This is a genomic window from Sphingomonas guangdongensis, assembly GCF_900199185.1.
In the GTDB taxonomy this organism is placed as follows: domain Bacteria; phylum Pseudomonadota; class Alphaproteobacteria; order Sphingomonadales; family Sphingomonadaceae; genus Sphingomonas; species Sphingomonas guangdongensis.
In genome coordinates this window covers 457,560-472,393 of record NZ_OBMI01000002.1, presented here as the reverse complement: position 1 = coordinate 472,393, position 14,834 = coordinate 457,560, and the positions used below count along the sequence as shown (strand labels likewise).

Here is a 14,834-nt window from a genome sequence, read left to right as displayed (position 1 = left end):
GGTCACATGCTCCGGGAAAAGGCGCCGCCGGTCGTAACGCCGCCGGTCGCGGCGGGAGCGTAGCTGGCGCTCCCCTGCTGCTGCTCCTGCCGCGCCGCCTCCGCCGCGGCCTGCGCCGCCGACTTGACCTGCGCGACGCCCTGCGACTGCAGGTCGGCGATAACCTGCTGGGTCGGGCCGTCATGGGTGATCCGTCCGCCGGCCATCACGATCACCCGCGTGCACATCTGGAGCAGCGCCATCTTGTGGGTGACCAGCACCAGCGTGCTATCGGGCGTCAGCCGCTGGGCAACCGCATTCATCACGGACGCCTCCGTCCCCATGTCGAGGTTGGAGGTCGGCTCGTCGAGCAGCCACAGCGACGGCCGCGCGAGCAGCAGGCGGGTGAGCCCGGTCAGCGTCCGCTGTCCGCCGGACAGCCCGCGCCCACCCTCAGCGATCGGCAGGTCCAGGCCCATCGGATGCGCGCTGATCAGGTGGACGAGCCCGGTGGTCGCCGCCGCCTGCAGCACGGCCTGGTCGCCGGGGTCGGACAGCCCCATCAGCAGGTTCTCGCGCAGCGTCCCGTTCACCAGACGAAAGTCTTGGGGCAAGTAGCCGACGTCGCGGCGCAGCGTGCTCTCCGCGATGCGGCCGATGTCGAGTCCGTCGAGCGTCACGATCCCGCGGTGCGGCGCGTAGAGCCCGGCCATCAGCCGCAGCATCGTCGACTTGCCCGATCCGATCCCGCCGATGATCCCGACGCGGTCGCCGCCGCGAATGTCGAGCGCCGGCACCACCAGCCCGTCCTTCTGGCCCGGATAGGCGAACTCGACGCGCTCCAGCCGGACGGTGCCGCCGAGCTTGTCGGGGCGCAGGGCCGCCGAACCGAGCTGACCATCGGCCGGCAGCGCGAGGATGGCGTCGAGCGCCTGGAGCGACGAGCGCGCATAGCCCCACTGGACGATGAGGCCGGGCAGCTGCGCCATCAGCGGCCCGTTGACGCGGCCGGCGATGATCGTCGCGGCGACCAGCCCGCCGGTGGTCATCTGGCCGCGCGCGACCTCGATCGCGCCGAAGGCGACCAGCCCGACATAGGCGGCCTGCTGCACCGTGCCGAACACCGACTGCGCGATCGACGACCATTTGCGGACGGGCTCTTCCGACCCGATCACCGCCTCGATCAATGCGTTCCAGCGGCTTAGCATGTACCAGCCGCCGCGGTTCGCCTTGACCGTCTCGGCGGCGTCGAGCGATTCCACGAGCAGACCGTTCTTGCGGTTGCCGGTCACCTGCGCGCGCGCGGTCGCCTCGCGGATCAGTCGCGCGAGGATGCCGGCGAGCAGCAGCGACAGCGGGAACGCGATCAGCGGCACCAGCACGACGATCCCACCCAGCCACCAGATCATGAACAGGAAGAAGATCGCGAAGGGGAAATCGGCGAGCAGGAACAGCGAGGCGGCGGAGTAGAGGCCGCGAACCTGCTCCATGCCCCGCAGCTGCGCCGCCATGGTGCCGACGCCGCCGCTTCGCGCATCGAGCCGAACGCCTTGCGCGCGCGCGAAGAAATATTCGGAGACCTCCATGTCGATCTCCGCCGCCTCGCGCTCCATCAGCAGCGAGCGGACGACGCGGAGCAGGAAGTCGAGCAGCAGCGCGAAGCCGACCCCGACCGTCAGCACCCACAATGTGGCGTAGCCGCCGCGCGGGATCACGCGGTCGTAGACCTGCATGGAGTAGAGCGAGGTCACCAGCGCGATGATGTTGACCATGACGGTCGCGACCAGGGCGGTCGCGAGCGACCCGCGCCGCCGCAGCAGCGCGTCGCGAAAGATCCGTCCCGCCCGAACCTGCTCGCCCGCGCGCCCCGCGTCGGGAAAGGTGACGCGAAAGAAGCGCATGTCGCCGTCATGGGGGCGCAGCTCGGTCGCGTGGCCGACACGGACGCGCAGCAGGTCCGGCCCTTCCCATTCCTCCGCGATGCTCCAGCCGGCCTCGTCGCTGTAGAGCAGTGCGGGCAGCATGTGGGCGCGCGGGCGGCGCGGCAGCAGCTCGGGCGCCGGCCAGCCGAGCTCCCCCATCAGCCGGGTGAGCGCGTCGCGGTCACTGCCCGGATCGCCCGCCCGGTCCCGCCAGTGCGGCGCTAGATCGGTCGCTGTCGCGCGGGCCAGATCGGCGACGATATCGGTCAGCTTCTCGTTCATGGCGTGACCTCGATCGGCGTCGTCATCAGCCGCGGCTGCGGCTGCCAGCGGCAGGTGGTGAGCAGGATGCGCGCGGCCGACGCCATTGCGCTGAACTCGGCATCGGCGGACGACAGCTCGGCGCTGCTCGCCTCGCGCACCGCGTTCATGACGTCGAGCCAGGTGCGGCGTCCGGCGATGAACTGCCGCTTGAAGCTTTCCGTGACATTCTCGGCGGAGACGCTCGCGGTGCCGCCGCTCGCGATCCGGCCGCGCGCGGCGGCGTTCTCGACCAGGTCGTTGGCCAGCCGCTCGCGGAGCTCGCGCTCGGCGGTGCTGACGTCGAGCGCGGTGGAGGTCTCCCGCGCCCGCGCCGCGTCGGCGGCGGCGAGGTTGGACAGGCCGCCGGTGGTCTGCGCGGTCACGGCGACACCGGCGCGCGAGCCGATGATGTTGTTGTAGCTGTACTGCGCGGAGAGCTGCGGCCAGAACGAGCGCCGCGCCTGCTTGGTCTCGGCGCGCGCGACCAGCGTCTGCGCCGACAGCCGCTGGCGCCGGGGCGAGCAGCCGATCGCCTGCTCGACCGCACCGGTCGGATCGGGGTGATGCACCGCCGGGTCATACTGCGGCACGTTCCCCGCGTCGTAACGCTCGTCGCCGACCAGCTGGTACAGCCGCGCGGTCGCCGCCTGGCGCTGCGCAATGACCAGCGCCAGTTCCTGCTCGAGCTGCGCGGTGCGCGACCGGGCGAGCTCCAGGTCCGACTGGGGGCTGACCTCCTGCTCCACGCGGCGCCCGATCGAGCCGACCAGCAGCCGGTGCTCCTCCAGGCTGTCGGTCATGATCGCCTGGCGCTTCGCCAGGCGTGCGATTTCGAAATAGGCGGTGACGGTATCCAGCGCGACGTTCTGGACGATCTCGTCGACCTCTGCCTCGCGCACCAGCCGCTGGGCCTTGGCTCGGTCGATCGTCGCCTCGAGCCGACCGAAGCTGAAGATCGGCTGGTCGACGACGAGCTGGCTGCCGAGCCCCCCGCCTGTGCCGAGCGCAACGCCCTGCACCCCGACGCTCGGCAGCCGCAAGTTCTTGGCCGCGCGCACGTCGGCCTTGGACGCCTGCACCTGGCTCCGCCCGGCGCGGATTGACGGGTACTGCTCCGTCGCGCGCTCGACCGCCGCGAACAGCTGTGGGCTCACCGCCGCCGGGCGCGGCACTGCCGTCGCGGCCGCCGCCTCCGGCGCGGGCGGGCCCTGCACCGACGCCGGCGCTCCCTGCCCCGCCGCGGCCAGCGCCAGCAACAGCCATCCGCCGCTTGCCGGCGTCACTCGCGCAGCGCCCTCTCGGACAGTCGGGTGATCGGCGTGAACAGGTAGCTCATCACCGAGCGCTTCTCGCCGAGCAGATTGACGTCGACCACCATTCCCGGGCCGATCGGCAGCGGCCGCCCGTTCGGGTCCTTCAGCGACTGCGCATTGGCCGCAATGCGAACCAGATAGTGGCTCTCGCCCGTGCGTTCGTCCACGGTCGCATCCGGCGAGATCACCGTCACCGATCCCGCCATGCTGCCGTACACCGCGCTCTCGTAAGCGGAGATGTTGAGCTTGGCCGGCTGGCCGATGCGGACGTTGGCGATATCCTTCGGGTTGACCATCGCCTCCACCTGCAGCGTGTCGGCGCTCGGCACCAGCTCGACGATCGGCTGGCCAGCGCCGATGACGCCGCCCACCGTCGACACGGCGACGCGGTTGATGCGTCCGTCCATCGGCGCGACCACGGTGGTGCGCCGCGCACGGTCCGCGAGGGCAGGCAGCGCGGTCCGACGTGCGGCATATTCGGCCTGCGCGGTCGCGAGCTCCGTTGCGGCCTGCGCGCGCCAGTCCTGGCGCAGCTGGCTGAGCGCCGCTGTCGCCTCCGCCACGCCGGCCTGCGCGCGGGCGATCGCCGCCGATGCGGACGAGACTTCGGCCGTCGCGATCGACAGGTTGTTCTCCAGCTGTACCAGGCTGAGCCGCGGCTCAATCCCGCGCTCGACCAGCGGGCGGATCATGGTGACCTGCTGCTGGTACGCCTGCTTCGCCGACAGCCGCGCCTCCAGCGTGGCGCGCGCCTCGGCGACCGCGCGCTGCGACTGGTTGATGCGCGCCTGTGCGGCGTTGCTGGCGCTGGTGAGGTCGCTGATCCGCGAGAGGTGGAGCGCGCGCTCGATCGCGACCTGCTCGGCGAGCGACGCGTCGCCGTTGGCCGCCGGAAACCGCGGCTCGCGACCCTGCACCTCGGCCTCCAGCCGCGCGATCTTGGCGGAGAGCGAATTCGCCTGGGTCTGCCCGGCGCCGAGCTCGGCACCCGCCGTGGTCTTGTCGAGCACCACCAGCGTTTGGCCCTTGCGGACCTGATCGCCCGCCTTGACCAGGATCTGGCTAACGATCCCGCCCTCCAGGTTGGAGATGACCTGGAGTCGCGATCCGGGCACGATCCGGCCGGCCGCGTGCACCGTGCGATCGATCTGCGTCAGCGTCGCCCACAGCACCGCGATGACGAAGAAGGCGCCGATCCCCCACAGCAGCAGGTTGGACGCGGTGCGCGGCTTGATGCGCGTCGCCATGTCCTCCAGGTGGTGCTCGGGCGCGGCAATCAGGTTGGTGCTCATGTCAGCTTACTCTTGCAGGATCAGGCCGCAGCGCGGGGGCGCTGGAGGGCCGCGAGCACCTGGTCGCGCGGCCCGTCGTGCGCGATCCGGCCGGCCTCCACGATGATGATCCGGTCGACCAGCCGCAGCAGCGCGTTGCGGTGCGACACCAGCAGCATGGTCCGCCCGGCCAGCTCGACCTGCAGCCGCTCGATCAGCGCATTCTCGGTCTGCGCGTCCATCGAGCTCGTTGGCTCGTCGAACAGCATGATCGGCGGCTTGCCGACCAGTGCGCGCGCGATGGTGATTGACTGGCGCTGCCCGCCCGACAGCCCCTCGCCGCGGTCCGCGAGGCGCAGGTCGTAGCCGTTGGTGATCTGCCCCATGAACTGGTGGCTGCCCGACAGCTCCGAACAGCGCAGCATCTCCTCGTCGCCCTGACCCGCGCGGTCGAGCAGGATGTTCTCGCGCACCGAGCCCGACAGCAGCACCGGATCCTGGATCGCGACGCCGATCTGGCTGCGCAGCGCCACCGGATCGAACTGGCGGACGTCCGTTCCGTCGATCAGGACCACGCCCTCCTCCGGCTGGTACAGCCCGAGCAGCAGGCGCAGGATCGTCGACTTGCCCGATCCGACACGGCCGAGCAGCGCGACCTTCTCGCCCGGCTTCACGGCGAAGCTGATCCCGTTCAGCGACTTCTCTGCCGCGCCCGGATACTTGAACTCGACATTCCGAAACTCGATCGCGCCGTTCAGCTTGGCCGGGCTGAGCGCACCCGACAGCGGCCCTTCCGGCGGCATAGCCATCAGCCCGTTGATCTGGTTGTAGGCGGTGCGCGTCGCCGACAGTCGTGACAGCAGCTGCGCGATGGTGGCAAGCGGCTGCACCGCGCGGCCCGACAGGATGGAGCACGCGATCAGCCCGCCGGTCGTGAGCGTCTGGTCGGCGATCATGAACACGCCGACGATCACGACGCCGACATAGGCGATCGAATTGCCCGACGACGCGACGGTGACCGCGATCGTCGACACCAATCGCGCGCGCAGCGAGCTGTCGGCGTGGTCGTCGATCGCGCGCAGCCAGCGCCGTCGCAGCAGCGCGCCCGCCCCGCTCGACTTCACCATCTCCAGGCTGCCGATCGATTCGACCAGGACCGACTGCTTGAGCAGCCCCTCGTTCATCGAGCGGGCGGACAGGCGGTCGAGCGCGGGCTGGGTAAGGTAGCCTGCGCCGATGATCAGCGGCACGACCAGCAGCGGCACCATCACCAGCCAGCCGCCGATCACCGCGATGAAGACCAGCGTGACCAGGATGAACGGCACGTCGACCAGCGCGGTCATGGAGGCGGAGGCGAAGAAGTCGCGCAGCGTTTCGAGCTCGCGCATCATGCCGGCGAGCGCGCCGGTCGACCCCCGCTTCATGTCCAGCCGGATCCGCATCAGCCGGTCGAACACGTTGCCGCCGATCTCCCGATCGATATCGGCCCCGGCGATGTCGACGAAATAGGCGCGCAGCACGCGCAGCGCGAAGTCGAAGATCAGGACGATCGCGATCCCGATCGACAGTGCCGTCAGCGACGACAGCGCCATGTTCGGGATCACGCGGTCGTACACCGTCATGGTGAACAGCGACACGACCAGCCCGAACAGGTTGATCATCGCCGCCGCCAGCGCGACCTTCAGATAGACCGAGCGATTGCGTAGCATCGGCTGCGCCAGCCAGGTCGCGAAGCGCGGCTGCCGGATCGGGGCCAGTTCGTGGTCGGCGCCGCTCTGGGCCGGGAAGTTGCTCATTGCTGATCCAATCGGGCCGGCGCGATGCCGAACGCATCGAGCAGTTTGCCACGCCGCGCCAGCAGCGAATAGCGGGCGATATCCAGTTCGGTCACCGTTTCGACGTAGCGCGCGGCGACGTTGAAGTAGTTGGCCTCCGCCCCCAGCAGGTCGAACAGCGAGCCGCGCGCGACGCGGAAGCGTTCGGCCAGCACGTCGCGCGACTGGCGGGTGGCGAGATAGTTGTCGCGGATCGCCGCCTCGCTCGCCTCCAGCGCCTCCACGTCGCTCCACGCGACCGCGGCATCGCGCACGGCATCCTGGCGGATCCGCTCATAGGTCGCCTCGGCCCCGCGCGCGCGCGCCCGGGCCTGGTCGATGCGCTGGACCGAGCCGCCACCCAGGCGCTGGCTAAGCGTCACCGACCCGCGAATGTCGAAGTCCTTGTCGGTTTCGATCACGCCATAGCGTCCGGCATCGACCCCGACCGTCACGCCGGGCAGGGCGTTCGACTTGGCGACGCGCGCGTCATAGCGTGCCGCCTCCGCCAGCGACTTGGCGGCGCGCACCGCCGGGATCGTCTCCGCGTCCAGCTGCGCGCGGTCGACGGTCACCTTCGCCTCGGCCGCCGCGGGCGCGCGGCCGAAACCGGCCGGAGCCGGAGCGCCGGTCAGCGCGGTGTACTGCGCCTCGGCGCTCGCCAGCTGACGGCGGTAGTTGGCAAGCTGCGCCTCGGCCGCGGCGATGTAGCTCTCGACCTGCGCCACGTCGCCGGGCGCGGCATAGCCTTGGGTCACGCGCTGCTCGATCGCGCCGCGCAGCGCGGTCTGGCCCTCCACGAACGCTTCGCTCAGCCGGACGAGCGCGCGGTAGCCGAACAGCTGATACCAGGTCGCGATCCCGCGCAGCGCGATCTGGCTGGCCGTGTCGTCGATCTGCGCGACAGAGGCCTCGATCCGGCGATTGCCTGCACCGATCCGGTTGCGGGCGGTGCCGAAGTCGATCAGCGGCAGTTGCGCACGGGCCAGCGCATCGGTCCGCCGCCGCGGCCGCGAGCGCTCCAGCACGTTCTGCGGATCGTTGGAAAAGGCACGGTCGAGTACGCGGAAGTAGGACATCGACAGGTCCACCACCGGATACTGCGTCGCGCGCGCCTCGTTGCGGACGCCGCGGGCCTCGTCCAGCCGCGCGTCCGCCTCCGCCGCCGCCGGGTTCCGCGCGACCACGGCACGGATCGCGTTGCGGAAGGTGTCAGGGTCGCCCGAGGCGATCGCCAGTTGGAGGATCGGATCGGCCTTGGGATCGATCAGCAGCGGATTGGCGCTCGGTGCGGGCAGCCCGCCTGCCACGCCGCCCGGCAGCGGCTGGCGCTCGACGCCCTGCGGCAGGTCACCGCGCAGCGGCTGGAGCGGGATCGCCGGCCCGCTCACGCGGGGCGATGCGAGCGGCGGCGTCGCCGTGCTCGGCAGCGTCGTGGCAGGCGTACTTGGCAGCGGCGCAGGCGCCGGCTGGATCGGGCGCGGCGTCGCGCCCTGCTGCGGATCGACGACCAGCGAACCCGGCGGCTGCGACGGCGCCGTTTGTGCCAGCGTTGGGCCGCCGACGCTGGTCAGCAGCACGCACCAACCCGTCATGCGCCCCAGGCGGCGATACCGCGAGATCAAGACAGCGCCGCTCCTGCAAAGCCCTTGCCACGGTTCGGGCCGGCAGCTCCACCGTCGCCCTGTCGGCGTCCGGAGCGACCTTGCCCATCCCCGCGTCCCATGCCGCTCGTCGGGGCAGGCCCCCTCCCCAACACGGCGCCGTCGCCTGTAATCGAGCCTCAAGGGGGTGTAAAGTGCGCCGACGCCCGCAGCCTCCGCGACTTGCGCCTGCAACGCCAGTGGCTTGCCAGCATCGCCGCCGGCAACTAAGGACGCCCGCCATTGCCGGGTGCGCGCGTACGCTCGCGCCTCCGCCAAGCCCGTTCCCACTTCATCCGGAGACCTTCGATGGCCACCGCTCCCGGCGCTCCTGCGCTTCCGCTCTTCTACAACGACCTGCAGCCGCTCTCGAGCGACCAGCACGCCGACTATCGGATCCGCCCGGCGGACAAGGCACCGTTCCTCGCGAACCAGCATGCCGTGCCGCTGACCGTCGAGGAGTTCCCGCTCGTCGCGCGGCGCATGCCGATCGTGTTCGCGGTCGGCGACGATCCCGTGCCGCTCGCGCTGATGGGCCTGAACGAGGGCGTCAACGTCTTCATGGACGCCGACGGCAAGCTGCTCGATTTGGACACCTACGTTCCGGCCTATGTCCGCCGCTACCCCTACCTCCTCGCCAAGCTGCGCCCGGAGTCGGAGGAGCTGTCGCTCTGCTTCGATCCGTCATCCGACACGATCGGCGCGTTCGAGGACGGCGAGCGCTTGTTCGAGAACGGCCAGCCGTCCGAGCTGACCAAGTCGATCCTGCAGTTCGCCGAGCAGTTCGAGCAGGCCGGCCAGAAGACCGCGGCCTTCGTCAAGGAGCTGAAGGAGTACGACCTGCTGATCGACGGCGAGGTCTCGATCCAGCCGGACAACGCGGCGCAGCCGTTCGTGTACCGCGGCTTCCAGATGGTCGACGAGAAGAAGCTCGCAGACCTGCGCGGCGACCAGCTTCGCAAGATGGCGCAGTCGGGCATGCTCCCGCTCATCTACGCACACCTCTTCTCGCTCAGCCTGATGCGCGACGTGTTCGCCAAGCAGATGGCGAACGGGCAGGCGCCGCAGCAGCCCGCGCCGATCGAGGCGGCGAACGCGTAAGGGAAGACCGCTTTAGAAAAGGGGCGTCGGCGCGGGTTGCGCCGGCGCCCTTTCTCGTTGGTGCCCCCGAGAGGATTCGAACCTCCGGCCTGCGGTTTAGGAAACCGTCGCTCTATCCTGCTGAGCTACGGGGGCACGCCTGCGCGCCCCTAGGCCGCGGCGGTCGCAGGGTCAATTGCGGGCGTCGGGCGGAACGACGGGCACCAGCAGCGGCGCGACCGGCACGCCCTCCTCGATCAGCGCCTCCGCTTCCGCTCGCGTCGCCTGGCCGTGGATCGGTACGCTCGGCGCCGTGCCGCTGTGCATCGCGCGCGCCTTGTCGGCGAACTGCATCCCGACCCATTCCGACGATTTCAGCGCCTCCGCCTGCGCCTGCTGGAGCGCCGCGAAAGCGACCTTCATCGCCGCCGGATCGGGCACGGCCGACGCCTGGTTGCCCTTGGCCGCGACGCTCGGGGCCATGACCGCCTTGCTCACGTCGGTGTCGCCGCAGACCGGGCAGCAGATCAGCCCGGCGCTCCGCTGCTCCTCATAGGCGCCACTCGAGCCGAACCACACCTCGAAGACATGGGCGGCGGCGCATCGCAGGTCGAAGACGATCACCCGACCACCTCGACCGCCGGGATCGCGCGACGATGGCTGAGAACGGGAATGCGGGCCCGCACGTCGTCGAGCCGCGTCTGCTGGAGATCGACGAAGCCGAGCCCGGCGGCCTCCCCCAGATCGAGCAGCACCTCACCCCAGGGATCGATGGCCAGGCTGTGGCCGTAGGTTGTCCGGCCGTCCGCGTGGGCGCCTGCCTGCGCGGCCGCGATCACGAAGGCGCCGGCCTCGATCGCGCGGGCGCGCAGCAGCACCTCCCAGTGCGCGCGGCCGGTCGGGACGGTGAAGGCGGCGGGCACGGCGAGTACCGTCGCCCCGGCATCGGTCAGCGCCCGGTACAGGTCGGGGAAGCGCAGGTCGTAGCAGATCGACAAGCCCAGCGGCCCGACCGGCGTGGCCACCACGACCGTGGCGTCACCGGGCACGTAGCCGGCCGATTCGCGCCACTGCTCGCCGCCGGGCAGGTCGACGTCGAACAGGTGCAGCTTGTCGTAGCGCGCCCGGACCCTGCCGTCCCCGTCGATGACGAAGCCGCGGTTGGCCGCGCGTCCGTCGCCGACGCGTACCGCCAGGCTGCCGAGGTGCACCCACACCCCGGCCGCGGCCGCCGCCTCCCGCACCGCAGCGAGCACGGGATCGTCGTCCTCCGCGACGATGTGCGGCGCCGCGCGTGTCCGGTCGCGGTCGATCAGCCCCGACATCTCCGGGGTGAACAGCATCGCCGCGCCGCCGTCCTTTGCCGCGCGGACGGCGTCCGTCAGGGTGCGCGCGTTCGCGAGCGGGTCGACCCCGCTCGTCATCTGCAGCAGCGCCGCCCTCATGCCGCGAGCAGCGGGTCGAGCCCTCCGCGGCGGTCGAGCGCCATCAGGTCGTCGCAGCCGCCGATGTGGCGGTCGTCGATGAACACCTGCGGCATGGTCATGCGCCCGCCCGAGCGCTCCACCATCTCCGCCTTCTTGGGCCCGCCCATGGTGACGTCATATTCGTCGTAGGCGACGCCCTTCTGCTCGAGCAGGCGCAGCGCGCGGGTGCAATAAGGGCAGAACGCCTTGGTGTAGATCTCGACCTTTGCCATGAGCGGGAGGTGAGGTCTGGCACCGGCCATGTCAATCGGCGTCGGTACCGATCACCCGTGCCCAGCACAGCACGGTCACCTTCCCCGCGCCAGCGCGGGTCAGCAGCCGCGCGCACGCCGTTGCGGTCGCCCCGGTCGTATACACGTCGTCGACCAGCACGACGTGGCGGCCGGCGAGCGCGCGCCGCGCGTCGGCTGCCAACGCGAAGGCACCGGCGACCGCCCGCTGCCGCTCGCGCGGATCGAGCCCCCGGAGCACCGGCGTCGCGCGGCTCCTGAGAAGCAGCGAGCGCGCAACCGGCGGTCCGCCGCCCCGCGCGAGCGCGTCGGCGATCAGCGCGGCCTGGTTGTACCCGCGCGTCCACAGCCGCCAGCGATGGAGCGGGATCGGGACCAGCAGCGCCGCGTCGTCCGGCAGCAGGCGTTGCATCAGCCGCGCCGCCGTCTCGGCAAAGGCAGTGCGTCCCGCATATTTCAGCCGCAACGCGACCGTTCGCGCGACGGGGCCGTAGGCAACCGCGGCGCGCGCGCCGGCGTGCGGCGGCGGCTCGGCCAGGCAGGCGCCGCACAGCACCTCCGCGCCGCGATGGTGGTCGAAGGGGAGCGCGCATCCGGCGCACCACGGCGGCCCGATAAAGGCGAGCGACATCCAGCACGTAGCGCAGAAGCGATGATCGGCCTCAGTCACCGCGCCGCAGCCCGGGCAGCGCGGCGGAAGCGCAAGGGCGACGAGGCGGTGGAGCATGGCCGGCACACGCCCCTTGTCCGCCGCCGCCCCGCCCGGCACAAGCGCGCCCGTGAGCGTTCCCGAAATCTTCGATCGTGCTGCACGCCGCCTGCGCCGCGACCGCGCGGCCCGCGACTGGGCCGCGCACGACTTCGTCCGCGCGGTCATGCTCGACGGCATCGCCGAGCGGCTCGCCGGCGTGAAGCGTGAGTTCCGCGACGTGCTCGATCTCGGTGCCGCCGACCGCGCCTTCACCCTGCCGGGTGCGACGATCACGCGCGCGGACGCGGGCGCAGTCTTCGCCGCGGGCGCCGTTCAGACCGACGAGGACCGGCCCGCCTTCGCCGACGCCAGCTTCGACCTGGTGGTATCGGCGGGCGTGCTCGACAGCGTCAACGACCTGCCCGGCGCGCTAGTGCTGATCCGCCGTGCGCTCCGCCCTGACGGCCTGTTCCTCGGCGCCTTCCTGGGCGCGGGCAGCCTGGCGACGCTCCGCGCGGCGCTGCGCGACGCCGACCCCGGCGCGGCGCGGCTGCATCCGCAGATCGACGTGCGGTCGGCAGGCGACCTGCTGATGCGCACCGGCTTCGCGCTGCCGGTTGCCGATGGCGAGCGGCTGGACGTCCGCTACGGCGACCTGTTCGGGCTCGTCCGCGACCTGCGCGGCATGGCGGCGAGCAACCTGCTGGTCGGGCGATCGCCGATGACGCGAGGCACGCTTGCGCGGCTCGCCGATGCGTTCGCGGCCCGTGCGGACGCGGACGGACGCGTGCCTGAGCGGTTCGAGATCGTCTTCGTGACCGGCTGGTCGCCGCACCCCGATCAGCCGCAGCCCGCGCGCCGCGGCAGTGCCACCGCCTCGCTCGCCGCCGCGCTCCCGACCCCGCGCTGAGGTCTGTACTCGACCCTAGAGCAGCGCCTCCAGCAGGCCGATCAGCGGGCGGTCGGCGGGCGGCATGGGGAGCTTATGGAGCTCGACCGGCCGAACCCAGCGCAACGCCGTCGCGTGGCGGGCCTCGGGAACGCCGCGCCACTTGCGCAGCGCGTACAGCAGCAGCAGCAGGTGCCGCTCGCCCAGCGCTTCGCTGGCGAAAGTCGCGGGCGCCAGGCAGGCGTGATCGACCGTCACGCCCAACTCCTCATGAAGCTCGCGCACCAGCGCCGCCTCCGGCTCCTCGCCGGGATCGACCTTGCCGCCGGGGAACTCCCACAGGCCCGCCATCGGCTTCCCCGGCGGACGCTGCTGCACCAGCACACGGCCGTCCCCGTCGACCATCGCCGCCGCGACGACGAGCAGCAGGGGGTTGGCAGCAGCGTCTGACAACTTTCGCTTAACCTCCGGCGCCTAGAGTGAGCAGGCTAGCAATCGATCGGTCCCATGCGCCTGCTGATCAGATACCTCAACCGCCTGCTCGACGATCGCCGCGGCGCGACCGCGGTCGAGTACGGCCTGATCCTGGCGCTGATCTTCCTGGCGCTGGTCACCGGCGCGCGCGTCGTGGGCACCACGACCGGCGACATGTGGAACAACGTGTCGACCAAGATCGACTCCGTCGTTTCCTGATTTCACCGCCTTGCCGCGTAAACCTTTTCTCAATGCCTCACCCATAGAAACGCATTTGCTGATCCGGAACACTCCGGCTTGGCCGGGTGAGTTGAAGTTTCGAACAGTGGAGATCGTTATGCAGAAGATTCGTTCGTTCCTGAAGAACTCGAAGGGCGCGACCGCCATCGAGTACGGTCTGATCGCCGCTCTGATCGCGGTTGCCGCGATCGCCGCGATGGGCACGCTGGGCAACCAGCTGAAGACGACGTTCACCAACGTCGGTTCGAACATGAAGGCCTCGTAAGCTTTCGGTTCACTGAAATGATCAGGGCGGCGGAACTCGGTTTCGCCGCCCTTTTTCATAGAAAAGGGGTTTAACCATGCTTCGCAAGTTCCTGGCAGTGATGCCGAACAAGCGCGCCGCAACTGCCATCGAGTACGGGCTTATCGCCGCCCTGATCGCCGTTGCCGCGATCGCCGCGATGGGCACGCTCGGCAACCGGCTGAAGACGACGTTCACCAACGTCGGCTCTAACATGAAGGCCAGCTGATTTCCCCGATCAACTGGGCAGCGGGGTTGGCCGGGATCAGACCCGGCCGATTTCCAGGAACTTACGCCGCCGCTCGGCGCGGACGGTCGCCGGATCGCGGTCGGCCAGTAGGTTCAACGCCCCTTCCAGCGCGTCGCCGAGCGCGGTGATGGCCGCCGACGGGTCCCGGTGCGCGCCGCCCAACGGCTCCGGCACGATCGTGTCGATCACGCCGAGCGCCTTCAGATCCTGCGCGGTCACCTTCATCGCCTCTGCCGCGTCCGCGGCCTTCTCGGCGGTTCGCCACAGGATGGAGGCGCAGCCCTCCGGCGAGATCACCGAATACACCGCGTGCTCGAACATCAGAACGGTATTGCCGGTGGCAAGCGCCACCGCACCGCCCGATCCGCCCTCCCCGACGATCGCGGCGACGACCGGCACCCCGACCTCCAGGCACGCCTCCGTCGATCGCGCGATCGCTTCCGCCTGCCCCCGCTCCTCCGCCTGGACGCCCGGGAACGCGCCGGACGTGTCGACCAGCGTCAGCACGGGCAGTCCGAAGCGATCGGCGAGCTTCATCAGCCGGATCGCCTTGCGATAGCCCTCCGGCTTCCCCATCCCGAAATTGTGGCGCAGCCGGCTGGCGGTATCGTCGCCCTTTTCGTGCCCGATCACCATCACGCGCCGGCCGCGGAACCGAGCGAGCCCGCCGATGATCGCCTGGTCGTCGCCGAACGCCCGGTCGCCGCCCAGCGCCATGAAGTCCTCGACCAGCCCGGCTAGGTAGTGCTTGAGGTGCGGCCGCTCCGGGTGTCGCGCGACCTGCGTCTTCTGCCAGGGGGTCAGCCGGGCATAGGTGTCGCGCAGCAGCTTGTCGGACTTCGCCTGAAGCCGGCCGACCTCCGCGTCGATGTCCAGCTCGCCGTTCTGCGCGGTCTGGCGCAGCTCGTCGATCCGACCCTGCAACTCGGCGATCGGTTTCTCGAAATCCAGGAAGCTCTGCATGG

The 14,834-nt window shown here is 70.6% G+C and carries 16 protein-coding genes and 1 tRNA gene; 5 read left to right on the top strand and 12 right to left on the bottom strand.

Features of this window, described 5'->3' with window-relative positions:
• Positions 1–2: 2 nt before the first annotated feature.
• From CRO12_RS09465 to CRO12_RS09445, 5 genes are read right to left on the bottom strand one after another with little or no spacing between them, the layout of a single operon-like run.
• Positions 3–2,183, bottom strand: a complete 2,181-nt coding sequence (locus tag CRO12_RS09465; RefSeq protein WP_097063800.1) for an ATP-binding cassette domain-containing protein — start codon at positions 2,181–2,183, stop codon at positions 3–5.
• Positions 2,180–3,487, bottom strand: a complete 1,308-nt coding sequence (locus CRO12_RS09460; RefSeq protein WP_097063799.1) for a TolC family protein — start codon at positions 3,485–3,487, stop codon at positions 2,180–2,182. The genes CRO12_RS09465 and CRO12_RS09460 overlap by 4 nt, the downstream gene beginning before the upstream one ends.
• Entirely contained in the window at positions 3,484–4,809 is a 1,326-nt protein-coding gene (locus CRO12_RS09455) for an HlyD family type I secretion periplasmic adaptor subunit (protein ID WP_179640952.1), read from the bottom strand. Before CRO12_RS09455 ends, CRO12_RS09460 begins: the two co-directional genes overlap by 4 nt.
• Positions 4,810–4,829: 20 nt before the next feature.
• Positions 4,830–6,584 (bottom strand): type I secretion system permease/ATPase, encoded by a 1,755-nt coding sequence (locus CRO12_RS09450; RefSeq protein WP_097063798.1) that lies wholly within the window; start codon positions 6,582–6,584, stop codon positions 4,830–4,832.
• Complete coding sequence (locus CRO12_RS09445) at positions 6,581–8,197, bottom strand: TolC family protein (RefSeq protein ID WP_179640951.1); 1,617 nt, start codon at positions 8,195–8,197, stop codon at positions 6,581–6,583. Before CRO12_RS09445 ends, CRO12_RS09450 begins: the two co-directional genes overlap by 4 nt.
• A 357-nt stretch (positions 8,198–8,554) precedes the next feature.
• Here CRO12_RS09445 and CRO12_RS09440 point away from each other — a divergent pair, with 357 nt between their 5' ends.
• Positions 8,555–9,346, top strand: coding sequence for a SapC family protein (locus CRO12_RS09440; protein WP_097063796.1), 792 nt, complete (start codon positions 8,555–8,557; stop codon positions 9,344–9,346).
• A gap of 58 nt (positions 9,347–9,404) precedes the next feature.
• Here the strand turns inward: CRO12_RS09440 and CRO12_RS09435 are convergent.
• From CRO12_RS09435 to CRO12_RS09415, 5 genes are all read right to left on the bottom strand, one after another.
• Positions 9,405–9,481, bottom strand: a tRNA-Arg gene (locus tag CRO12_RS09435).
• 36 nt (positions 9,482–9,517) lie between these two features.
• On the bottom strand, positions 9,518–9,949 hold the full coding sequence (locus CRO12_RS09430; RefSeq protein ID WP_097063795.1) for a DUF1178 family protein: 432 nt from the start codon (positions 9,947–9,949) through the stop codon (positions 9,518–9,520).
• A complete protein-coding gene (locus CRO12_RS09425) occupies positions 9,946–10,770 on the bottom strand; it encodes a carbon-nitrogen hydrolase family protein (protein WP_097063794.1) in 825 nt (274 codons plus the stop codon). Before CRO12_RS09425 ends, CRO12_RS09430 begins: the two co-directional genes overlap by 4 nt.
• The gene (grxC, locus tag CRO12_RS09420) at positions 10,767–11,024 is read right to left on the bottom strand and encodes a glutaredoxin 3 (RefSeq protein ID WP_097063793.1); all 258 of its coding nucleotides are present in this window, start codon (positions 11,022–11,024) and stop codon (positions 10,767–10,769) included. The genes CRO12_RS09425 and grxC overlap by 4 nt, the downstream gene beginning before the upstream one ends.
• Positions 11,025–11,055: 31 nt before the next feature.
• The gene (locus tag CRO12_RS09415) at positions 11,056–11,769 is read right to left on the bottom strand and encodes a ComF family protein (protein WP_097063792.1); all 714 of its coding nucleotides are present in this window, start codon (positions 11,767–11,769) and stop codon (positions 11,056–11,058) included.
• A gap of 52 nt (positions 11,770–11,821) precedes the next feature.
• On the opposite strand from CRO12_RS09415, the gene CRO12_RS09410 reads away from it, so the two are divergent.
• Entirely contained in the window at positions 11,822–12,643 is an 822-nt protein-coding gene (locus CRO12_RS09410) for a methyltransferase domain-containing protein (RefSeq protein ID WP_245858359.1), read from the top strand.
• 15 nt (positions 12,644–12,658) lie between these two features.
• Here CRO12_RS09410 and CRO12_RS09405 read toward each other — a convergent pair whose 3' ends face one another.
• On the bottom strand, positions 12,659–13,075 hold the full coding sequence (locus CRO12_RS09405) for a (deoxy)nucleoside triphosphate pyrophosphohydrolase (RefSeq protein WP_281253402.1): 417 nt from the start codon (positions 13,073–13,075) through the stop codon (positions 12,659–12,661).
• Positions 13,076–13,129: 54 nt separating this feature from the next.
• Between CRO12_RS09405 and CRO12_RS09400 the strand changes: the two genes are divergently transcribed.
• From CRO12_RS09400 to CRO12_RS09390, 3 genes are all read left to right on the top strand, one after another.
• Positions 13,130–13,315, top strand: a complete 186-nt coding sequence (locus CRO12_RS09400) for a Flp family type IVb pilin (protein ID WP_218838877.1) — start codon at positions 13,130–13,132, stop codon at positions 13,313–13,315.
• Positions 13,316–13,433: 118 nt separating this feature from the next.
• Positions 13,434–13,601 carry a Flp family type IVb pilin gene (locus tag CRO12_RS09395; protein ID WP_097064265.1) on the top strand — a complete coding sequence of 56 codons (168 nt, stop codon included), beginning with the start codon at positions 13,434–13,436 and terminating at the stop codon, positions 13,599–13,601.
• Between the two features lie 76 nt (positions 13,602–13,677).
• On the top strand, positions 13,678–13,848 hold the full coding sequence (locus CRO12_RS09390; RefSeq protein ID WP_097063790.1) for a Flp family type IVb pilin: 171 nt from the start codon (positions 13,678–13,680) through the stop codon (positions 13,846–13,848).
• A 36-nt stretch (positions 13,849–13,884) separates the two neighbouring features.
• On the opposite strand, the gene CRO12_RS09385 is transcribed toward CRO12_RS09390, so the two are convergent.
• Positions 13,885–14,832: an acetyl-CoA carboxylase carboxyltransferase subunit alpha gene (locus CRO12_RS09385; RefSeq protein WP_097063789.1), complete on the bottom strand. Its 948-nt coding sequence runs from the start codon at positions 14,830–14,832 to the stop codon at positions 13,885–13,887.
• Positions 14,833–14,834: the final 2 nt, after the last annotated feature.